Genomic DNA, 19,622 nt, shown 5'->3' with positions numbered 1-19,622 from the left:
AAGTCGTTAAACGATGCGCCCGAAAGGCTGCTATCAGTGCCGGCTCCTATCATGGCACAAGCCTCTTTCCATGCCCAATCTGATGCGGGTTCCGGGCCGTAAACATGGTAATTGCCGCAACCTTCGTGGGATTGGCTGGCACCCGGCCCAGCGCCCCGGTAAAATGGGTTGTGGCGTCTGTAAACGCCATCATGTGACAATACAGCAGTGCATGCCTGCTGGCACAAACCCCCTGGCAAAAGGCAATTTTTACGGCATATGGCCTTGCTCACTCTGGGAATCAACCACCGAACCGCTCCAGTGGAGTTGCGGGAGCGTATTGCCTTTACGCCGGAACGCATGGCTGAAGCCTTCTCTGAACTCAGGGTGGCCTCCGGAGCCTCTGAAGCGGCAATACTATCTACCTGCAACCGCACCGAGCTCTACCTGGCCGGGGACGATGACTGTGCGGCTGCGGTTTTGCGCTGGCTATCCGGCTTTCATGGTCTGCTGCCGGCAGAGTTGGAAAACGCGCTCTATGTCTATCGTGACTCGGAGGCGGTCCGGCACATGATGCGGGTAGCTTCCGGCCTTGATTCCATGGTGCTGGGTGAGCCCCAGATACTGGGCCAGCTCAAGGACGCTTATGCCCTGGCTCGGGAACACGGAGCGAGCGGTACCTTTCTCACTCGCCTTTTCGAGCAGACGTTCACGGTCGCCAAGCGGGTAAGAACGGAAACCGCCATTGGCGAGAACCCGGTCTCGGTGGCCTATGCAGCAGTGAGCATGGCACACCATATTTTCGCCGACATGTCCCGTAACCGTGCCTTGCTTATTGGTGCCGGCAAGACCATCGAATTGGTGGCCAAGCATCTCGCCGAGGCCGGTGTGCGCGATTTTCTGGTGGCCAACCGCACCCTGGAGCGGGCGCAAGTGCTGGCAGAAGCCCGGGGTGGCCGGGGTATCCTCCTGTCCGAGATTCCCGGTGTATTGGCCGACGTGGACATGATTATTTCCTCCACAGCCAGCCCGCTGCCGATTCTGGGCAAAGGCGCGGTGGAACGGGCACTCAAGGGCCGCAAGCACCGGCCCTATTTTATGGTCGATATCGCGGTACCCAGGGATATCGAGCCGGAAGTGGCCAATCTCGCTGACGTCTATCTTTATACCGTTGATGATCTCCGGCACGTCATTGACGAGAACCTCAAGACTCGGGAAGGCGCAGCCCGGGAAGCTGAAAATCTCATCACTGCAGGTACCCAGGAATTCCTGTCCCAGCTCCGGGCGCTGGATGCAGTGGCCACGCTCAAACAGTTCCGGCAACGGGCCGAAATTCTTCGGGATATCGAAACCGAAAAAGCCCTGCGGGCCCTACGCAACGGCGGAGACCCAGAAACGGCCCTGCGGGCGCTGGCCCGGGGCTTGACCAACAAACTGCTACACGAGCCCTCGGTCCAGGTACGCAAGGCTACCGCAGAGGGCCGGGTGGAAGTGACCAACTGGCTGCGTGAACTGCACCAGTTGGAAACCCAGGACGAACCTCTTTCCACCACCCCGGAAAATTTATGAAAGCATCGTTACAAACCCGGCTCGAGCGGCTTGATGACCGTTTCGAGGAAGTCCGGGCGCTACTCAGTGACCAGGGCATAATGTCGGACCAGAACCGGTTCAGGGATCTTTCGCGGGAATTCTCGGAAATCGAGCCTGTGGTTCAGTGTTATCGCATCTGGCGGGACAGGCTCAAGGATGTGGCTGAAGCCGAAGAACTGGCTCGCGATGGCGATCCTGACATGCGTGCCATGGCAGAAGATGAACTGGCCAGTGCTCAGGAACACAGTGTGCAGCTGGAAGATGAACTTCAGGCCTTGATGCTGCCCAGGGATCCCAATGACACCAAAAATGTGTTTCTTGAGATCCGGGCCGGCACCGGCGGCGATGAGGCGGCGATTTTCGCGGGCGACTTGTTCCGCATGTATCTGAAGTACGCTGAAAGACGTCAGTGGCGGGTGGAGGTTCTCAGTGAGAGCCTGGGTGAACATGGTGGCTATAAAGAGATCATAAGCCGCGTGGCGGGCAATGGTGTCTACGGTGCCCTCAAGTTCGAGTCCGGGGCCCACCGGGTCCAGCGCGTTCCGGAAACAGAATCCCAGGGCCGTATCCATACCTCTGCCTGCACGGTCGCGGTCATGCCCGAGGCCGACGAAGCCGAAGCCATCGAGATCAACAAGGCCGACCTGCGCGTCGACACATTCCGCGCTTCCGGGGCAGGGGGGCAGCATGTCAACAAGACCGATTCGGCTATCCGCATAACCCATATTCCCACCGGCCTGGTGGTTGAATGTCAGGAAGAGCGCTCCCAGCACAAGAACCGGGCCAAGGCTCTGAGTCTGCTGCAGGCGCGGCTTGATAATGCCGAAACCGAGCGCCAGGCCAAGAGCCAGTCCGAAACCCGTAAGAGCCTTGTGGGCAGCGGCGATCGGTCCGAGCGCATACGTACCTATAACTTTCCCCAGGGGCGAGTGACGGACCATCGAATCAATCTCACCTTATACAAGCTGGAAGAAGTGGTTGGGGGCGACCTTGATCCGGTCGTCAAACCGCTCCAGCAGGAACATCAGGCCGAAATGCTGGCCAGCCTGGCAGATGAGTGACGCCCCGCTGACAACAGAAGCCCTGCTACGCATTGCCGCGGCTTCGTTCGAAAGTGACACCCCCCGCCTGGATGCCGAGCTGCTGCTGGCGGATGCCACCGGCTGGAGCCGTACGTCATTTCGCGCCTGGCCTGAGCGGGTCCCGGACACAGCGCAGCGGGCCAGGTTCCAGGCGCAGGTTGAAGAGCGGCGGCGGGGTCGGCCAATTGCCCATATTCTTGGTGAGCAGGGCTTCTGGTCATTGTCTCTGGTGGTCAATGACGCCACGCTCATTCCCCGTCCCGATACCGAATGCCTGGTGGAGGCCGCTCTTGCCCTGGCACTGCCAGCGCAAGCCCACGTGCTTGACCTTGGCACAGGCACTGGGGCGATCGCCCTGGCGCTTGCCAGTGAACGTCCGTCGTGGCAGATAATGGCGTGTGACTGCGTCCCGGCCGCGGTCGAGCTTGCCCGGCTCAACGCCAGCAAACTCGGCCTCCCCATTGACGTTGTTACGAGCCACTGGTTTGCCGGCCTGTCTGGGCAACGGTTTGATTTGATTGTCAGTAATCCGCCCTACATCGCCCGTGCCGATACCCACCTTTTCCAGGGCGATGTGCGGTATGAGCCCGAGACCGCCCTGGTTGCCGGTGCCGATGGCCTGGACGACCTGCGCCACTTGATTCTCCATGGGTCTGACAGGCTTGTCGCCAATGGCTGGCTGCTGGTAGAGCATGGGCACGACCAGGGTGAGGCGGTACGTGATCTTTTTAAGGCGTGCGCCTATGCCGATATTGCGACCGGTCAAGATTACGGCGACCGGGACCGCTATACACTTGGGCGCAAGCCATCGAACACCACTGCTGCAAATCCTAACAGGAGAGACCCTCATGCTGGATGATGACGAACTGATGCGTTACAGCCGGCAGATTCTTCTTCCCGCCTTCGATGTGGCCGGCCAGGTGAGGCTCAAAGAGTCCCGGGTGCTCATCGTCGGTGCGGGTGGGCTGGGTTGCCCGGTGGCGCTGTATCTGGGGGCGGCCGGGGTAGGTGAGCTGATCATTGCTGACGACGACGTCATCGAGGTGACCAACCTGCAGCGCCAGATCGCCTTTAATAGTAGTCAGATCGGCATCCACAAAGCCGAAGCCCTGGCTGAGCATGTGGCGGCCACCAATCCACTCGTCAAAGTGACAGCCTTGCCCCGGCGCTTGTCGGGCGCCCTGCTGGACGAGCAGGTAGCCGCAGTCGATCTGGTGATCGACTGCACTGACAATTTCTCAACCCGGTTTGCCATTAACCAGGCCTGTGTCGCTGCAAAGACACCGCTGGTTTCCGGCGCCGCTATACGGGGTGAGGGTCAGTTGAGCGTGTTTGACTTCCGTACCCCCGGTGGGCCCTGCTATCAGTGCCTTTATCCTGATCTCGGAGATCAGGAGCTCAGCTGCTCTGAAGCGGGAGTCATCGGGCCGCTGGTTGGCATCATTGGCACGTGTCAGGCCATGGAAGCGATCAAGCTACTGGCCCAGGTAGGCCATCCGGTGACCAGTAGGCTGTTGTTGCTGGATGCCTGGCGTCTTGAGTGGCGGGAAATGAAGTTTGCCCGCGACTCCCGATGTGCCGTCTGTGGAGACGGCGACTGAAGTTTGGCGCGGTCCATCAATCCTTCAGGGCTTGGAAGTTGGCTATGGCCTGTTTGCGGCTTTCCTTAAGATCCACGATGGGTTTGGGATAACCTTTAGCCGGGCCACCCTTCAGCCATGGCTGATGGATACGTTTATTGTCCAGTGATGCCAGCTCTGGCACGTAGCGGCGAATAAACTCACCTGAGGGATCGAATCGCTCGCCCTGGGTTGCCGGATTGAATATTCGGAAATAGGGCGCCGAGTCAGTGCCCGTGGACGCGCTCCACTGCCAGCCTCCGTTATTGGAGGCAAGAAATCCGTCCACAAGCCGATTCATGAAGTAGGCCTCACCCAGACGCCAGTCGATGAACAGGTTTTTGGTCAGGAACATGGCCGTCACCATGCGAAGGCGGTTGTGCATCCAACCGGTCTGATTGAGCTGGCGCATGGCGGCATCCACCAGGGGGATCCCGGTCTGTCCCTCTTTCCAGGCCTCGAAGGCATCGCCTGGATGGTTCCAGGGCAGGGCCTCGGTTTCTGGCTTGAAGGCCCGATGCATGCTGACCCTTGGGTAGTGATAAAGAATGTGTATGTAGAAGTCCCTCCAGGTTATCTCGTTAAGCCAGGTATCGAGCCCGTCACGTGCGTTACCGGCACCAGTCATGGCTTCCAGCGCCGCAGCCCAGCATTGCCGGCCTGACAGCACGCCATTGGCCAGGTAGGGAGAAAGAAGGCTGGTGCCGTCAACGGAGGGAATGTCCCTGTGCCTGTTGTAATCAGCGGCGCGTTCCTCGAGAAATTCAGCCAGTTGGTTATGGGCCGCCTGTTCGCCGACGGGGACGAGTGGTGGCGGTGCTTTACTGTATCCGTCTATTTGCGAGGGGAAGCGCGCTGGCTTCATCGCCTCGCCCTTGGCCTTGGGCACCGGATGAAGCTCTGGCATGTTATCGCCGGTCCACTGGCGCCAGCGTCTGGCGAAAGGTGTAAAAACCGAGTAGGGCTCCTGCTGTTGGGTCAGGATGCTGCCGACGGGAGCCACGGTCTGGTCGCGGTACTTGCAGGCGGTGACGTTGTCTTGCGCCAGCTTATCCCGGAGTGCCTGGTCCCGTCGCCGCTCATTCACGCCCAGCTCTTCATTAAAATGCAGCTGGCGGACCCTATGTTTCCTGCACAGGTCCGAAATTAGCGGTATGCAGTCGGAAAACCAGTCTCCCTGAAGAATATCGAAAGGAATCCCGACCCCCGCCAGGTCTTCTGCAAGACTGTTCACATGGTCGACCACAAAGCGGATGCGGGCAGGCGACCAGTCGTGACTGTGCCACTGGGCCGGAGTGGCAATGAAACAGGCGCGAACGGGTTGGTCCTGGGCACAGGCGGCGGTCAGGGCGGCGTTGTCCGCGGTACGGAGGTCATTTCGGAACCAGACGAGTTGGGTCATCACGATATCCACTTGGGCTGAGACAGGAACTTCAGCTATGTATTCGCGGGCCGGCACCGATTGGATTATAGTAAATCCCCAAGGAGCTGTTTATCTTCAATAGCTTAATGCGCAGTTGTGCGTATTGAGCTGCAACTGAAGGCCTCCTATAAAGGCGCCTCACGCCCATACCTGTACGACACAGACGGCAAGTCGGCATTTTCTGGCCAGGCCTGCGGTCTACATTAACCACGGATTGGAGAAACCAATGCCAGTGACACCGGATGACGACGCTCACCAGCCCCTCGCCCTTGAGGACAAGGTGGCTCTCGGCTGGCGGGAATGGGTGGCCTTACCGGAACTGGGCATTGATCGGATCAAGGCGAAGGTGGATACGGGTGCGCGCACTTCCTGCCTGCACACCTTCCGGATGGAACCCTACGAGGACAACGGCCAGCGCCGGGTGAAGTTCTGGGTCCACCCAATCCAGAACGATCTTCATGAGGTGATCGCCTGCGATGCCCCCGTGGTGGATGAGCGAATGGTGTCGGACTCAGGCGGACATCGGGAGTTGCGACTGGTTATTGAGACACTGTTGCTGGTGGGGGAAACCCAATGGCCAGTAGAGATGACGCTCACAAACCGCGATTCGATGCGGTTTCGGATGTTGATCGGAAGGACCGCAATGGCGGGTCGCAGTATTGTGCTGCCTGAATCCTCCTACCTGGCCGGAGATCCGGCCCTAAGGACCCCAGAATGAAGATTGCCGTACTCTCTCGCAATAAATCCCTTTACTCCACCCGGCGTCTGGTTGAAGAGGGGCTGAACAGGGGTCACGAAGTGCGGGTGATTGATGCCCTGCATTGCTATATGAACATCACCTCCGCCAACCCCCAGATTCACTACCACAGTGAAACCCTGGACGATTTCGATGTGGTGATTCCCCGTATTGGCGCCTCGGTCACGTTTTATGGCACCGCCGTCCTGCGTCAGTTCGAGATGATGGGTTGCTTCCCGGTCAACGAGTCCGTGGCTATTTCCCGGTCACGGGATAAATTGCGGTCTTTGCAGCTGCTGGCACGCAAGGGTCTGGGTATGCCGGTCACCGGTTTCGCCAACAAGCCGGATAACGTGCCCGATCTTATCAAGATGGTGGGCGGCTCGCCGGTGGTGATCAAGCTGCTTCAGGGCACCCAGGGTATCGGCGTAGTGCTGGCGGAGACCCGCAAGGCCGCCGAAAGCGTTATCGAGGCGTTTATGGGCCTGAAAGCCGACATACTGGTGCAGGAATACATCAAGGAAGCCGGTGGCGCCGATATTCGCTGTTTCGTGATCGGGGACAAGGTGATTGCGGCCATGAAGCGCCAGGCCGCCGAAGGGGAGTTCCGCTCCAATCTGCACCGGGGCGGCACCGCGTCTCTTATCCGCATTACGCCGGAGGAACGCCGCACGGCCATTGCCTCCGCCAAGGCCATGGGCCTCAATGTGGCCGGCGTCGACCTGCTGCGTTCCAGTCGCGGTCCTCTGGTGATGGAGGTCAACTCGTCGCCTGGTCTCGAAGGCATCGAGTCCGCCACCGGAAAAAATGTGGCCGGCATGATTATCGAGTGGACCGAGCGCAATCAGAAACCCTGGAAAACCCGCACAAAGGGAACCGGTTGATATGGCAAGAGCACCGTTCAATTTTGCCGGCACTGAGATCAAGGCAGGTACCCGGCAAACGGTAGAGTTCCCGGTGGCCAAACTCTATACCCATACGCCGCTTCACATTCCGGTAGAGGTGGTGCATGGGCGTCGCGAGGGGCCGGTGCTGTTGGTCTGCGCGGCGCTTCATGGCGACGAGATCAACGGTGTCGAGATCATTCGGCGGGTCCTGCGTAATGCCTCCCTGCGGCATTTGCGCGGAACCCTCATTGCGGTGCCGATTGTTAACGTGTTCGGCTTTGTCCAGCGCACCCGGTATCTGCCCGACCGGCGTGACCTGAACCGGTGTTTTCCAGGCTCTGAAACCGGTTCACTGGGCGGCCGGATCGCCTACCTATTCCGCACACAGATCATGCAGAACGTCACCCATATCATTGACCTTCACACGGGTGCGATTCACCGCTTTAACCTGCCCCAGATCCGGGCTGAGCTGAAAAATCCGGAGACTGCACGGATTGCCGAAGCTTTTGGTGCCCCGATCATCCTCAATGCCAGCCTCCGTGAAGGGACGCTTCGCGAGTACGCCGACTCCCGGGACATTCCGGTAATCACCTTCGAGGGGGGCGAGGCGCTGCGCTTTGACGATGTCGTGATCTCAAGCGGTGTGCGAGGGGTGAATCGGGTCATGCGGGCACTTGAGATGCTGCCGGCAAAAGCCGGGCGCGCCAAGCCGAGAAACCGGTCTGAGATCGCCGCAACCTCAACCTGGGTCAGGGCTGAGATCGATGGCATCATGCGTCCCATCGTCCGGCTTGGTCAGCGGGTTCGCAAAGGCCAGAGACTCGCCCTGATTGCGGATCCTTTCGGTGAAACAGAAACGGCTTTGATCACCCCCTATTCCGGTATTATCGTCGGTATGAACAACCTGCCGCTTGTTAATGAAGGCGAAGCCATCTATCACATTGCCCGGTTTGACGAGCTGGCCGAGGCCGAGAAAGCCATGGATTACTTTCGCTCTTCCATGGATCCTGAGGCTGGTGCCGATGCGGTCATGCCGGTGCACCCCTGGGACGAACAGCAGAAATAGGAGAGTTGGCAATGATCTGGGATCAGGCAACCATCGAACTCCGGGCCCGAAACCGTGGTTTCCACCTGATTACAGACGAGGTGCTCAGCCAGGGCCCGGACCTGAGCAACTGCCAGGTTGGGCTGCTGAATCTGTTCTTGCAGCACACGTCGGCGTCGCTGGCGATAAACGAAAATGCCGATCCGGATGTACGGGGGGATCTTGAGCGACACTTCAATGTCATGGTGCCCGAAGACCAGCCCCACTATGAGCATGTGCTCGAGGGACCGGACGATATGCCAGCCCATATCAAAAGCGTTCTGGTGGGTGCGTCCCTTACCATCCCGATCACCGCCGGTCGTCTGGCGCTGGGCACGTGGCAGGGCCTTTATCTGTGCGAGCACCGTGACCGGGCAGGTGGCCGTCGGGTGATCGCAACCTTGCAGGGGCGGTGGTAGCGCCCCCGTCGACGTTTAACCTGCTTGAGTAAATGTATTAGCGGGACCAGCCACCCGCCAGCGATGAGACGACCGTCGCCAACCGCAGAACTCCTTGAAACCCTGGACCGAATCACCCTCGAAACGGAGGTGTCCGACCGGTCGGCGGGTCCCCTCGGAGACAAAAATCAACAAAACTTCACGTTAGCCTGGCGATTTCTGGTTCAGTTCCTGCTTAACTCAATCAGAGCTGCGCAATTAAGTCTGTGGCGCTCGAGTCATCAGGCTTGAGGTCCGGATGAACCATGACCCGAAGTATCGAGGCAATCGATGAGTCTGACCTTCTTCAAAAACCTGTTTTCCAGCCGTTTGTTGTTGCCTGTCTTTGTTCTTCTCATTCTCGCGGCGGCAGCTCAGCTTTTTCTGAGTCAGTGGCTGATACGCTCCCAGGTGGCTGCTCTGACTGAATCCGTTGAGACGGCAATGGAAGCCGGCCAGCAGCGGGTAGGCGGAAAGTTCAGTGAGGCGAGCGCTGATGTGGCTGAGCGACTGGTAGCCATGAGTGACCAGGCATCCCTTGAGCTGGGCCGGCAACTGGAGAGCCAACTGAACGAACGGCAACAGCAGATTGCTGGAAACCTCAAACGGGCGGTCATTGCCGAAGCACAGGGGCTGGCTGATGCCATGGCTGCGGTGGCTGCGCCCCTGATCTGGGACAGGGATACGCCTAAACTGACCGGACTGGTCGAGTTGATGGACAGTCGGGAGGCGGTCCTGTTTGCGGTCTATTTTGATCAGTACGGCGAGCGCATGACCCGTTATGTCGACCGCACCGATGCCAGGGTTAAAACCCTCATGGATGCCGGGGAAGGCCGGGGCGCAATAACAAAAGTGCTAGATGCCGCCTCTCGCGACCCGGAAGTGGTGGTTATTACGGCCGATATTGCACCTCAGGGGTCTGTCGTTGGCAAACTGAAACTGGGGCTCTCCACCCTGGCCATCGCCCGGGACATGCAACAGTTGGAAGAGCGGTTTGGTGTCACCGTGCGTGAAAGCTCTGCTGCGGTCTCCTCGGTGCTGGCCTCCCAGACCGGCGAAGTGAGCGAGCGTCTTCAGCGCCAGCTGGCGGATATTGAAACGAGCACCCGCAATGAGATCGGTGCAACCATCGAGCGCATAGAAAGCCAGACCTCTGAGCTTTCGGGCACCCTGTCCTTTTTTTCAGTACTCACCAATGTGCTCCTGCTGCTTTTAATTGCGGTAGTGCTGGGGGTCGGGGTGCTCGCCAAGGTAAACCGGCTGAATCTTGCCATCTGGGGTATTGCCCGGGGTGAGGCGGATCTCAAGCAGCGGGTCAATCTCAGTGGTAATGACGAACTTACCCACATGGCGTCTGGCGTTAACGAGTTCATCGGCCGTATTCAGGCCATGATCAGTCGGGTGAACCTGGCCGCCGGCACCGCAAGCACCCAGGCTCAGGCCCAGAGCCAGGCAAGTAGTCAGGCAGTGGTTGCCGTTAACTCCCAGCGGGAGGAAATAGATCAGGTCTCGGCCACGGTCAACGAGATGTCCGGCAGTATCCAGGAGGTGGCTGAGAACATACAGCAGGTGGCCGAATCGGTTCGGACCATCAATAGCGAAAGTGAGGCAACGGCCGAGATCTCGCGCCAGGCGCGGAATGAACTCGACCTGATGGTGGCTGAAGTGGATGCGGCCGTGGCGGTTGTGACCGAGCTGAATCAGCGCAGTGAGGAAATAGGTTCGGTGCTCGCCGTCATTGGTTCCATTGCCGCCCAGACCAACCTGCTGGCACTCAATGCGGCCATTGAGGCGGCCCGAGCTGGCGAAAGTGGCCGCGGCTTTGCGGTGGTGGCCGATGAGGTTCGCACACTGGCAAGCAGGACCCAGAAATCCACGACCGAGATCCAGGCCATCATTGATCGGCTGCAGGCCGGCAGTCAGAAAGCCGTGGAAACCATTGGAGGTGCCTCGGAGCGGGTTGTGGCGGCGACCGGGCAGTTCCGCCTTGCAGACGAGCATTTTGAGAAAATCAGCGCACTGCTGGCACAGTTGCAGGAGCGCTCAGTGACTATCTCTGCCGCCGCTGAGGAGCAAAGCACCCAGGCCAGGCAGATAAGCGACAATGTCACAGATATGGCCAGGGCCGCAGAGTCTACGGTGGACGCGATACGCCTCTCTGACCGGTCAAGTACGGAAATCAGGTCCGCCATCGGAGAACTCCGCTCGGCGGCCCAGCAGTTCAGCGTGTGACAAAATGGGGCGCCTCGCCAGAAGAGGGCACCATGTCGGGGTCCTCTTCTGGAGCAGGCGTGGGGAAGCTACAGATTCGCCTCGGCGTATTCCGCCAGCGCTGACCGCGGTACTCCCTGCAAATGGATGTGACCGCCGTGCCTGAAGCCCTTGAAGCGCTCAGTCATATAGGTCAAGCCGGAGCTCAGGGCGCTGAGATACGGAGTATCGATCTGGGCCAGGTTGCCCAGGCAGATCACCTTGGAACCATTACCGGCACGGGTGATGATGGTCTTGATCTGGTGCGGGGTCAGGTTCTGGGACTCATCGATGATAATGAGGCTGTGCTGAAAGCTGCGGCCCCGAATGTAGTTCAGGGATTTGAAGTGTAAGGGCACCTTGCTGAGGATGTAGTCGACGCTGGCGGTCATGTTCTCATCGTCTTCGTGCAGGGCCTCCAGGTTATCGACGATAGCGCCCAGCCAGGGTTCCATCTTCTCGGCTTCGGTGCCGGGCAGAAACCCGATATCCTCATCCAGACCCTGGGTGCTTCGGGTGGCGATGATGCGCTTGTACTGTTTGCTGGCCACCGTCATTTCAATACAGGCTGCCAGGGCCAGAATGGTCTTGCCGGAGCCCGCAGAGCCGGTCAGGTTGACCAGGTGAACTTCCGGATCCATCAGCAGGTTCAGGGCCAGGGCCTGGTAGATGTCCCGTGGCATCAGACCCCAGACCTCTTCACTCATCAGGTCCCGCTGGTGCAGGTCCTGAAGCACCAGTCGGTCTTCGGTGAGGTCCACAACCTTGCCTACAAAACCCTGCTCATCCACCACGTATTCGTTGATATTGAGTTTTGAAAGCTCGCCTTCCCGTCTGAGGATATGTTCGGTAACACCCTCCCTCTGTACCGTCTCGACCTTGGCAATGGTGTCCCAGAAGGAGTTCTTGAACACCTTGTAGCCCATGGGCAGCAGATCAATGTCATCAATGAGCTGATCGTTGTGGTAGTCCTGGGCCTCGACACCAAAGCCCCTGGCTTTCAGGCGCATATTGATGTCTTTGCTGACCAGGATGATATCCCGTGACTTGTGCCGGGCCTGAAGCGACGCCAGGTTGTTGATAATCTTGTTGTCGTTAAGATGCTCGGGCAGGGAGTGGTTGCCGGTATGCTCTGTACTCATCAGTATCGACAGCGAGCCCAGCGGCGCTGCTTTTTTAGCCCTCACGATAGGCACGCCCCGCTCGATCTCCTTGGGAGACGCATCTCCGAGCAGCCGGTCAATGGTCCGGATGGCCTGGCGACAGTCGGCGGCCACGGACTGCTTGCCGGTTTTAAGACCGTCCAGCTCTTCCAGCACAGTCATGGGAATAATAACGTCGTGTTCTTCGAAATTGAGAAGGGCGTTGGGGTCGTGGATGAGGACATTGGTGTCGAGGACGTACATTTTCTTCCGAGCTTGAGGTGCTCTGGGCATAAGATGCGATACCTCTCTTTTCCGGCGGCGCCCTGGTAACGGCTCCGGCACCCGGGCGTTGGTTTGGGTTCTGTTCAGTACTTCGTTCAGCTGAGCTCAGAACTTCAGGGACGGCCTCACTCGTCGCTGGCGCAGCGCTGGGTCAGCGCTTTGTCCGAGATCAGTTTTAACATGTCATAGGTGGTAATAATGCCTGTGATTTTCTTGTTATGTGTTACAAAAATGCGGTGCACGTGTTCTTTCATCATCAGGTCGGCGATGTGTTTCACCGCCGTATACTCGTCAACACAGAGCACGATTGGCGTCATGATATCGCGGACTTCCACCGGTACCTTGCCCATCTCTTCAAAAATAGCCATGCGCAGGCGGCGTGCCTCCTGTTCTTCCTCGGGAGTCAGATCAGCCTGGTGGCTATCCGGACGGCTGGAAGACCAGCGGAATTCGGTGATGTCCTTGAGGGTGGCAATGCCGACGATCTCGCCCTCGTCATCGGTGACCGGACTGCCGGTGATTTCGTTATCCGTCAGGAAGCGGGCCAGCCGCTCCATGGTCCAGGACTGAGGTACGGCCTTGACGCTGGGGGTCATGATCTCGTGGGCGAGAACAGTCATGCTACGCGGTCCTGCTGAGGTGAAACCTGGTTACCATCGAGCTTAGCGGGTCGCATCCGATTCGTCATCACCTGATTCTTCCGGGGCCACAACTGCGGTGAGATTGCCCTCCTCATCAAAGTGCAGCTCATGATTCTGGTAACGGGCTTCCTGAGCCACCGCTTCCAGTCTCAGTATCGATTTGAGGGGAATGTCCACCACCAGGGAGTTGACCAGCCAGCTCGGGATAGAGCCGTTAGGGTTGGTATGCTGCAGCCAGACCATACGAGTCTGGCCGCCCTGCGGCGTGAATCGGTAGAAGGTATCGGACTGATCCACCCGAATGCGGCCTTCCTCTTCATCCCGCATGTTGGGCACCGCATTAAGGTGCATGACCACTTCCCCTGAGCCTTCATCGCCCTCGGTCTGAATCCGGATCACATAGTCCCGGTCGGTAACGGGCCAGGGCATATCGTTAACGGAGTAGGCATAACGTTCTTGAAAGTCGCCATCACCGAACGCCTCGGACTCGACACAGCCGTGAACCCACTCCGTGCAGGAACCGGGGTTGATCATCACCGCCATAACGTTGGCAAGGGGCGCATCGAGAAGTGCCTCTGCCTTGAAGGCCTCAAACTTCGAATCAGGATGATCAATAGTGTAAATACGGATGTCCCCCTCCCGCTTCTGAAGTTGCCAGTCAGCATCTTCTGCCGGCAGTTCAGCCAGGGCGAGAGGTGACAGGGCAAGGCCCAGAATCATGAGGCCGGAGGCGATCCGGGTAAACGTGTATGGCATCGGGAAGCTCCCTGAGCTCGGCCAGCAGGCGATTAAGTGCATAGGCTCCGGAGTTTAACATGGGCTGGAAGCCGGCCAGAAAGCCAGCTCCTGGTTTGTGATGCAGGCAGGGGTTTGCAGAAAAGAAACGGACGGATTGGCCTGATTTGACGGGTGGGCGCACCGAGGCGCACTGACCCGACGTTGCCTGCCGGGGCCAGTGCGCAACAATGTCAGTGTTCCGGCAGCGTCACGTTCAGCTCAAGTACCGAACAGTCCTTGTTGCGGTCAAGTTCGACCTGCACCATGTCATCATCTATCTGCACGTACTTGCGAATGACCGCCAACAGTTCCTGCTGGAGCTGTGGCAGGTAATCCGGCAGGTCCCGCTGGCCACGTTCATGGGCAACGATAATCTGCAGGCGCTCCTTGGCCACACTGGCGGACGTGTTTTTCTTACTCTTGAAGTAATCGAAGAAACTCATCCGTCATCACCCCTTGAACATCCGTGAAAAGAATCCTTTTTTCTGGCCGGTCAGGAAGCGGTGTTCCCGCTCCTCGCCAAGCAGACGCGCCACTGCATCTTCATAGGCCTGGCCCGCATCGCTTTCGTCTTCAAGTATAACCGGTAGGCCCTGGTTGGAGGCGTTAAGCACGATCTGGGACTCCGGAATGACGCCCAGTAGAGGGATGGCAAGAATTTCTTCCACATCAGCCACCGACAGCATCTCGCCCCGTTCCACCCGTGCCGGGTTGTACCGTGTGAGCAGCAGGTGTTCCCTGACTGGCTCCAGCCCCAGTTCGGACCGCCGTGACTTGCTCTGCAGGATGCCCAGGATCCGGTCGGAGTCGCGAACGGAAGATACTTCCGGGTTGGTAACGACAATAGCCTCGTCGGCATAGTAAAGGGCCATGAGCGCGCCATGTTCGATCCCAGCCGGGGAATCGCACACGATGTAATCAAAGGTCTTGGAAAGCTCGGTAATGACTTTCTCGACCCCTTCCTGCGTCAGCGCTTCTTTTTCCCGGGTCTGGGAGGCAGGCAGGATGTAAAGCGTGTCGACCCGCTTGTCGCGGATGAGGGCCTGGTTAAGGGTGGCTTCGCCCTGGATGACGTTGACGAAGTCGTACACGACCCGCCGCTCACAGTTCATGATGAGATCCAGGTTGCGCAGGCCCACGTCGAAATCAATCACCACCGTTTTATGACCGCGACGGGCCAGTCCGGTACTGATTGAGGCGCTGGTCGTGGTTTTACCTACGCCACCTTTTCCTGAGGTAACGACAATGATTTTAGCCAAGGTTGCAGTCCTGTTTGCTGATTCGAATTAAGTCGGTTTCAGGCCTTGTCGAGGGGCGTTACCACTAACAAGTTGTCCCTGAGCTGGATCTGGACCGCGGACTTCCAGCCCTGGTCCTGAAGATCTTCCGAGATTTTATAGTGTCCCGCGATAGACACAAGCTCCGCCTCGAGGGACTGGCAGAATACCCGGGCTGTTTCCAGGCCATGGACTCCGGCGAGGGCCCGGCCCCGAAGCGGTCCGTAAACATGGATGTTGCCCGCGGCCAGCACTTCGGCACCGGCCTGAACGGGTGCCAGAATGACCAGGTCGCCTTCCGGTGCGTACACTTGCTGTCCCGAGCGCACCGGTTGGGTCACGATACGAGCGGCCACCGGGGACGCTGCCTGGGGGGTGGATGCCGGCGTTTGGACATCCTCGGTTACGATTTTGTCATCCGGTTCCGGAGCCGGACGTTCACGTACGGCGCCAGCAGGTATCAGCGCAAGGGAGGCATTCCGGGCCAGCCGGTTATGATCGTCATCGCCGCCTCGAACCCCGACCACATGGATGCTGTGTCGCCGGCAGATGCCGATCATCTGGAAGAAATCCAGCTCGTTAGCTGCACCCTGGTACTTTTCGAGGCTGATCACCAGGGGTACATCCCGGAAAAAGCCGGGGGCCTGGCGGATCTTGTCCCGCAAGGTGGCCTCAAAGGAGTCACTGTCGAAATACAGGAGCTCCAAAGATGTCATGGGAACGGTCGCACCCTTGAGCTGAAAACTCTGCTGCGCTCCGGTGGTAGCGGTTTCGGTCATGATGCGGTCTTGTCCTCGGGGGTTTGGGTCTCGTCGGCTGGCCGAGCGCGGAGCGGCATGGCGTCAAACGCAATGCCGGACCAGCCCGTGCCCATAAACTGCCGGATATTAGCATGATCACCACCGGTGGGGTTTTCCAGAACGTGGCGATAATGACGCCCAAAACAGGCCAGCGTATCCGTTTCGTTGAGATTGCAGTGCTGGGCCAGGGCAAAAAGTTTGCAGGAACCTTCGTTCTCACCGGCACCATTATGCAGGAGGCTATTGCGAAAAGCGGTCGGGGTATAGTTGAAAAAGCGTTCAACCAAAGCCAGAGTGTCCTCGAAGTCGGCACGGCCTGCACCCAGGGCAGCCAGATGAATCTGCATTGCCCGGCTCAGGATCATGACGACCCTCCTTCCGTATGAGGTTGTTTTTCTCCAGTCTGAAAGCGGGCTTTCCAGTCTTCATAGGGCATGCCGTAGATGTGCTCCCGGGCCTCATCATAGCTGACTTCGACATTCCGTTCGGCGGCCTCGGCGCGATACCATTTCGCTAGGCAGTTCCTGCAAAAACTCGCCAGATTCATTAGGTCGATATTCTGTACCTCGGTGTGGGTCTGGAGATGTTTGACCAGATGGCGAAACGCAGCGGCTTCGATCTCGGTCTGGGTAGCTGGGCGCTTATTATTGTCCATGGTATCTCGCTCTGTCGGTAAGGGGGTCCACGTAAGCAATTCTGACATTCTCGGCATGTTACCGTAAGATACAAGGCTGTATAAGCATACAGGTGCCTACTATGAGCCGCTATTGCCATGACACAGCGCAAGATAATTCACCTTGATTGCGACTGCTTCTATGCAGCGGTAGAGATGCGGGACGACCCCATCTTGCGCAATGTACCGCTTGCCGTCGGGGGCGAGGGCGGGCGCGGTGTGGTCACTACCTGCAATTACCGGGCCCGGGAATACGGCATTCGCTCGGCCATGCCCGGTGCCGAGGCCCGGCGCCGTTGTCCGGATCTGGTGACGGTGCCAGTGGACATGCCGCGGTACCGGGCGGTGTCGCAGCAGGTGATGGCCATACTGCGGGAACTGACCGACCAGGTAGAACCCTTGTCCCTGGATGAAGCCTTTCTCGATGTCAGTGAGGTTGAGAGCCATCGTGGCAGCGCTACCCTGATGGCGGAATACCTGCGCCGGCGGGTAAAGGATGAGGTGGGCATTACCATCTCCGCCGGCGTCGCACCCAACAAGTTCCTGGCCAAAATCGCCAGTGACTGGCAGAAGCCCGATGGCCTGTTCATCATCCGGCCGGAACAGGTCTTCGATTTTGTACAAAACCTCCCGGTAGAGAAACTGCATGGCGTGGGACAGGTGACCGCAGCGAAGCTGCATGGCTTGGGGCTGACCACCTGCGGCGACATGCGTCAGGTCAAACCCGAGTTTCTGGTGGAGCGGTTCGGTCGCCAGGGTGTCAGGCTCTGGGAGATGGCCCATGGGGAGGACAACCGCCAGGTCATGGTGACCCGGATCGCCAAGTCGGTAAGTGTGGAACGGACTTTTTCCCAGGATCTGCCGGATAAGTCCGCCTGTGAGCAGGTGCTCGGCGCGCTTGTGGACGACCTTGGCAAGCGGCTGGTTCGCAAGGGCGGGCGCAAACCGATCCACAAGTTGTTCGTTAAGATCCGATACAGTGATTTTTCGACCCATACCCTGGAGCGGGTTCGTGACGGCATCGCCGAGCCTGCCAGTGACGATTTTGCGCCCCTGTTATCGGAGTTGATGGTCGATGCCTCACGCCCTGTGCGTCTGCTCGGGCTTGGAGTCAGGTTCCGTAATGATGAGGCTCCTGTTACCCAGTTAAGGCTGTTCGACTGAGCCGGACTAGATTGCGAAATAGCCGACCAACGCCGGCCCGAGCATGACCGTGCCCAATGCGCCCAGGCTGCCTCCGATCAGCGCCCCGAACAGGACATCGCTGGGGTAATGGAGGCCCAGTATTACCCGCGAAGCGGCTACGCTCAGGGTGAACGGCAGTAGGGCGATGGCGAAGGCCGGCGCGGTCATGGCAAGCACCACCGTAAAGCACACTGCGTGGAGAGTGTGTCCGGAGGGAAAACTGCAGCGATCCAGCGGCGGAATGCCGCAGTTTATGGAGGGAAAGGATATAAAAGGCCGCTCGCGGACAAGGCGGCTCTTAAGGAATTTATAGGTAAGCGTGCAAGAAAGTCCGCTAACGGTCATGAGCAGGGCCAGGGCAAAGCCCTCGGCGGGTCTGATGATGGGTAATGCCAAAATCACCAGGTACCAGAGCCAGCCGTCCCCCAGGCGACTTACAACCCGGAAATAAGCCAGAATTCCGGGTACGGCCAGGCTCCGGTTCACGCTCTGGCAAAACGCAAACTCTCTCTGGTCTATGGTCTCAAATAGTCTGGAGGCTCTGCTTGACGTCATTCTGGCGGCCCTTTATATGGTTGCTGAGTACAATATTCACGAACTGGTCGATTACCTGTGTCCAACGCAGTTCAAGAGCATCCCGGCGGGCCTGGGTGCGCACGCGGCTAAGCAGGCTGGGTTGTTCCAGTAGTTTCATGGCATGGTCTGTAAAGCCTGAGTCATCATCCAGTGCCGACACCAACCCATTGTCTTCGCTACGGATATGCTCGCCTGCAGCGCCGTCGTCATAGGCCACGATACCGAGTCCGCTCGCCATGGCTTCCAAAACCACATTGCCGAAGGTGTCCGTTTTGCTGGGGAACAGGAAAATATCTGCCGAGGCGTAGTGTCGGGCAAGAGCTTCGCCCTGCAGGGTACCGCAGAAAATATAGTCCGGATGCCGGGCCGCCAGGCGGGGGCCCAGGGGGCCATCCCCCACCAGCACAAAACGGGCGCTGGGATAAAGGCTGCGGATCCTTTCGAAACTTGCCACCGCCATAGCGAGGTTCTTCTCCGGCGCCAGCCGACCAACATACAGGAAGGCCCGGTCCAGAGGCTTGAGCCCCCAGGCCTGTCGTAAGCCCATATCCCGTTTCTGGGGTGTGAAGCGCTGGCAGTCCACGCCCCGGCTCCATAGCGCTGTCGGACCTATCCCCATGGTATGGAGAGCCTGCAGGGCTTTGCGGGAGGGTGCGAGCGTGATGTCGGTTCTGTTATGGAACCACCGGCCGTACTGGCATATAAGCCCGGCAAGGAAGCCAACGCCATAGTGTCTGCTGTAGCTGTGAAAGTTGGTGTGAAAACCCGAAAAGACCGGTATGCCAAGGCGTCGTGCCGCCGCCACGGCCACCACGCCCAGAGGCCCCTGGGTAGCTACATAGACGGCATCAGGCTGGCGTTGACGCCACTGGCGAGCGAGTGTGGAGGTCCGAGCCAGTCCGAAGCGAAGCGACGGATACCCGGGCAGAGGCAGGCTATGGACAAGCTGCTCTTCAGTGAACAGAGCATTTCCGGTGTTTGTTCTCGAGGTTTTTGGGTCCGCAGCCTGTCGGGGGCGGACAACTGTGACCCGAAACCCGCGTCCCAGCAGCCCTTGGCAAAGATACTTCAGGGTATTGGCAACGCCGTTGACCTCGGGAGCGAAGGTTTCACTGATCACTACGATATTGCCATTACAGCGCTCAGTCCTGCTTTGATTTGTCATGACAGTTTCCTGCT

At 58.7% G+C, this 19,622-nt stretch carries 21 protein-coding genes; 10 read left to right on the top strand and 11 right to left on the bottom strand.

Translation table 11 applies throughout. The features are described from left to right. Positions 1–258: 258 nt before the first annotated feature. The 4 genes from hemA to G7W63_RS00855 are packed head-to-tail and all read left to right on the top strand — an operon-like array spanning position 259 to position 4,252. Positions 259–1,548, top strand: coding sequence for a glutamyl-tRNA reductase (hemA, locus tag G7W63_RS00870; protein ID WP_166251713.1), 1,290 nt, complete (start codon positions 259–261; stop codon positions 1,546–1,548). Beyond that, on the top strand, positions 1,545–2,630 hold the full coding sequence (gene prfA, locus G7W63_RS00865) for a peptide chain release factor 1 (RefSeq protein ID WP_166251710.1): 1,086 nt from the start codon (positions 1,545–1,547) through the stop codon (positions 2,628–2,630). The genes hemA and prfA overlap by 4 nt, the downstream gene beginning before the upstream one ends. Next, positions 2,623–3,510, top strand: coding sequence for a peptide chain release factor N(5)-glutamine methyltransferase (prmC, locus tag G7W63_RS00860; RefSeq protein ID WP_166251707.1), 888 nt, complete (start codon positions 2,623–2,625; stop codon positions 3,508–3,510). The genes prfA and prmC overlap by 8 nt, the downstream gene beginning before the upstream one ends. Then, positions 3,500–4,252 (top strand): HesA/MoeB/ThiF family protein, encoded by a 753-nt coding sequence (locus tag G7W63_RS00855; RefSeq protein WP_166251704.1) that lies wholly within the window; start codon positions 3,500–3,502, stop codon positions 4,250–4,252. The genes prmC and G7W63_RS00855 overlap by 11 nt, the downstream gene beginning before the upstream one ends. Before the next feature lie 16 nt (positions 4,253–4,268). Here G7W63_RS00855 and phrB read toward each other — a convergent pair whose 3' ends face one another. Next, entirely contained in the window at positions 4,269–5,672 is a 1,404-nt protein-coding gene (phrB, locus tag G7W63_RS00850) for a deoxyribodipyrimidine photo-lyase (RefSeq protein WP_166251701.1), read from the bottom strand. Positions 5,673–5,919: 247 nt separating this feature from the next. Between phrB and G7W63_RS00845 the strand changes: the two genes are divergently transcribed. The 5 genes from G7W63_RS00845 (at position 5,920) to G7W63_RS00825 (ending at position 11,069) form a co-directional block, all read left to right on the top strand. Next, positions 5,920–6,411, top strand: coding sequence for an ATP-dependent zinc protease family protein (locus G7W63_RS00845; protein WP_166251698.1), 492 nt, complete (start codon positions 5,920–5,922; stop codon positions 6,409–6,411). Then, positions 6,408–7,313 (top strand): 30S ribosomal protein S6--L-glutamate ligase, encoded by a 906-nt coding sequence (rimK, locus tag G7W63_RS00840; protein ID WP_166251695.1) that lies wholly within the window; start codon positions 6,408–6,410, stop codon positions 7,311–7,313. Before G7W63_RS00845 ends, rimK begins: the two co-directional genes overlap by 4 nt. Position 7,314: 1 nt before the next feature. Further along, positions 7,315–8,382 (top strand): succinylglutamate desuccinylase/aspartoacylase family protein, encoded by a 1,068-nt coding sequence (locus G7W63_RS00835; protein WP_166251692.1) that lies wholly within the window; start codon positions 7,315–7,317, stop codon positions 8,380–8,382. A gap of 11 nt (positions 8,383–8,393) precedes the next feature. Next, positions 8,394–8,819 carry a secondary thiamine-phosphate synthase enzyme YjbQ gene (locus tag G7W63_RS00830; RefSeq protein ID WP_166251689.1) on the top strand — a complete coding sequence of 142 codons (426 nt, stop codon included), beginning with the start codon at positions 8,394–8,396 and terminating at the stop codon, positions 8,817–8,819. A gap of 309 nt (positions 8,820–9,128) precedes the next feature. Continuing rightward, positions 9,129–11,069, top strand: a complete 1,941-nt coding sequence (locus tag G7W63_RS00825) for a methyl-accepting chemotaxis protein (RefSeq protein WP_166251686.1) — start codon at positions 9,129–9,131, stop codon at positions 11,067–11,069. 68 nt (positions 11,070–11,137) lie between these two features. Here G7W63_RS00825 and G7W63_RS00820 read toward each other — a convergent pair whose 3' ends face one another. The 8 genes from G7W63_RS00820 to G7W63_RS00785 form a co-directional block, all read right to left on the bottom strand. Beyond that, complete coding sequence (locus G7W63_RS00820; RefSeq protein WP_207308851.1) at positions 11,138–12,523, bottom strand: PhoH family protein; 1,386 nt, start codon at positions 12,521–12,523, stop codon at positions 11,138–11,140. Positions 12,524–12,639: 116 nt separating this feature from the next. Further along, complete coding sequence (locus tag G7W63_RS00815; protein ID WP_166251680.1) at positions 12,640–13,134, bottom strand: CBS domain-containing protein; 495 nt, start codon at positions 13,132–13,134, stop codon at positions 12,640–12,642. Between the two features lie 42 nt (positions 13,135–13,176). Continuing rightward, positions 13,177–13,911: an START domain-containing protein gene (locus G7W63_RS00810; RefSeq protein ID WP_166251677.1), complete on the bottom strand. Its 735-nt coding sequence runs from the start codon at positions 13,909–13,911 to the stop codon at positions 13,177–13,179. 212 nt (positions 13,912–14,123) lie between these two features. Next, positions 14,124–14,375, bottom strand: coding sequence for a cell division topological specificity factor MinE (gene minE, locus G7W63_RS00805; protein ID WP_166251674.1), 252 nt, complete (start codon positions 14,373–14,375; stop codon positions 14,124–14,126). A 6-nt stretch (positions 14,376–14,381) separates the two neighbouring features. After that, positions 14,382–15,191: a septum site-determining protein MinD gene (minD, locus tag G7W63_RS00800; protein WP_166251671.1), complete on the bottom strand. Its 810-nt coding sequence runs from the start codon at positions 15,189–15,191 to the stop codon at positions 14,382–14,384. A 38-nt stretch (positions 15,192–15,229) separates the two neighbouring features. After that, positions 15,230–15,988 carry a septum site-determining protein MinC gene (gene minC / locus G7W63_RS00795; protein WP_166251668.1) on the bottom strand — a complete coding sequence of 253 codons (759 nt, stop codon included), beginning with the start codon at positions 15,986–15,988 and terminating at the stop codon, positions 15,230–15,232. Continuing rightward, on the bottom strand, positions 15,985–16,374 hold the full coding sequence (locus G7W63_RS00790; RefSeq protein WP_166251665.1) for a HopJ type III effector protein: 390 nt from the start codon (positions 16,372–16,374) through the stop codon (positions 15,985–15,987). Before G7W63_RS00790 ends, minC begins: the two co-directional genes overlap by 4 nt. Beyond that, entirely contained in the window at positions 16,371–16,664 is a 294-nt protein-coding gene (locus G7W63_RS00785) for a DUF1244 domain-containing protein (protein WP_166251662.1), read from the bottom strand. The genes G7W63_RS00790 and G7W63_RS00785 overlap by 4 nt, the downstream gene beginning before the upstream one ends. A gap of 117 nt (positions 16,665–16,781) precedes the next feature. On the opposite strand from G7W63_RS00785, the gene dinB reads away from it, so the two are divergent. Continuing rightward, entirely contained in the window at positions 16,782–17,846 is a 1,065-nt protein-coding gene (gene dinB / locus G7W63_RS00780) for a DNA polymerase IV (protein ID WP_166251659.1), read from the top strand. A gap of 6 nt (positions 17,847–17,852) precedes the next feature. On the opposite strand, the gene G7W63_RS00775 is transcribed toward dinB, so the two are convergent. Continuing rightward, the gene (locus tag G7W63_RS00775) at positions 17,853–18,422 is read right to left on the bottom strand and encodes a phosphatase PAP2 family protein (protein WP_166251656.1); all 570 of its coding nucleotides are present in this window, start codon (positions 18,420–18,422) and stop codon (positions 17,853–17,855) included. Next, positions 18,391–19,608: a glycosyltransferase family 4 protein gene (locus tag G7W63_RS00770; RefSeq protein WP_166251653.1), complete on the bottom strand. Its 1,218-nt coding sequence runs from the start codon at positions 19,606–19,608 to the stop codon at positions 18,391–18,393. The genes G7W63_RS00775 and G7W63_RS00770 overlap by 32 nt, the downstream gene beginning before the upstream one ends. Positions 19,609–19,622 lie beyond the last annotated feature (14 nt).

The organism is Marinobacter salicampi, assembly GCF_011074795.1.
GTDB lineage: Bacteria > Pseudomonadota > Gammaproteobacteria > Pseudomonadales > Oleiphilaceae > Marinobacter > Marinobacter salicampi.
The sequence above is the reverse complement of the archived record's forward strand: the minus strand, read 5'-3'. Positions and strand labels throughout refer to the sequence as shown.

Excerpts from the sequence above, each read along its gene's own strand:
- hemA (WP_166251713.1), top strand. The coding sequence starts at position 259 with ATGGCCTTGCTCACTCTGGGAATCAACCACCGAACCGCTCCAGTGGAG.
- prfA (WP_166251710.1), top strand. The coding sequence starts at position 1,545 with ATGAAAGCATCGTTACAAACCCGGCTCGAGCGGCTTGATGACCGTTTC.
- prmC (WP_166251707.1), top strand. The coding sequence starts at position 2,623 with ATGAGTGACGCCCCGCTGACAACAGAAGCCCTGCTACGCATTGCCGCG.
- G7W63_RS00855 (WP_166251704.1), top strand. The coding sequence starts at position 3,500 with ATGCTGGATGATGACGAACTGATGCGTTACAGCCGGCAGATTCTTCTT.
- phrB (WP_166251701.1), bottom strand. The coding sequence starts at position 5,672 with ATGACCCAACTCGTCTGGTTCCGAAATGACCTCCGTACCGCGGACAAC.
- G7W63_RS00845 (WP_166251698.1), top strand. The coding sequence starts at position 5,920 with ATGCCAGTGACACCGGATGACGACGCTCACCAGCCCCTCGCCCTTGAG.
- rimK (WP_166251695.1), top strand. The coding sequence starts at position 6,408 with ATGAAGATTGCCGTACTCTCTCGCAATAAATCCCTTTACTCCACCCGG.
- G7W63_RS00835 (WP_166251692.1), top strand. The coding sequence starts at position 7,315 with ATGGCAAGAGCACCGTTCAATTTTGCCGGCACTGAGATCAAGGCAGGT.
- G7W63_RS00830 (WP_166251689.1), top strand. The coding sequence starts at position 8,394 with ATGATCTGGGATCAGGCAACCATCGAACTCCGGGCCCGAAACCGTGGT.
- G7W63_RS00825 (WP_166251686.1), top strand. The coding sequence starts at position 9,129 with ATGAGTCTGACCTTCTTCAAAAACCTGTTTTCCAGCCGTTTGTTGTTG.
- G7W63_RS00820 (WP_207308851.1), bottom strand. The coding sequence starts at position 12,523 with ATGCCCAGAGCACCTCAAGCTCGGAAGAAAATGTACGTCCTCGACACC.
- G7W63_RS00815 (WP_166251680.1), bottom strand. The coding sequence starts at position 13,134 with ATGACTGTTCTCGCCCACGAGATCATGACCCCCAGCGTCAAGGCCGTA.
- G7W63_RS00810 (WP_166251677.1), bottom strand. The coding sequence starts at position 13,911 with ATGCCATACACGTTTACCCGGATCGCCTCCGGCCTCATGATTCTGGGC.
- minE (WP_166251674.1), bottom strand. The coding sequence starts at position 14,375 with ATGAGTTTCTTCGATTACTTCAAGAGTAAGAAAAACACGTCCGCCAGT.
- minC (WP_166251668.1), bottom strand. The coding sequence starts at position 15,988 with ATGACCGAAACCGCTACCACCGGAGCGCAGCAGAGTTTTCAGCTCAAG.
- G7W63_RS00790 (WP_166251665.1), bottom strand. The coding sequence starts at position 16,374 with ATGATCCTGAGCCGGGCAATGCAGATTCATCTGGCTGCCCTGGGTGCA.
- G7W63_RS00785 (WP_166251662.1), bottom strand. The coding sequence starts at position 16,664 with ATGGACAATAATAAGCGCCCAGCTACCCAGACCGAGATCGAAGCCGCT.
- dinB (WP_166251659.1), top strand. The coding sequence starts at position 16,782 with ATGACACAGCGCAAGATAATTCACCTTGATTGCGACTGCTTCTATGCA.
- G7W63_RS00775 (WP_166251656.1), bottom strand. The coding sequence starts at position 18,422 with ATGACGTCAAGCAGAGCCTCCAGACTATTTGAGACCATAGACCAGAGA.
- G7W63_RS00770 (WP_166251653.1), bottom strand. The coding sequence starts at position 19,608 with ATGACAAATCAAAGCAGGACTGAGCGCTGTAATGGCAATATCGTAGTG.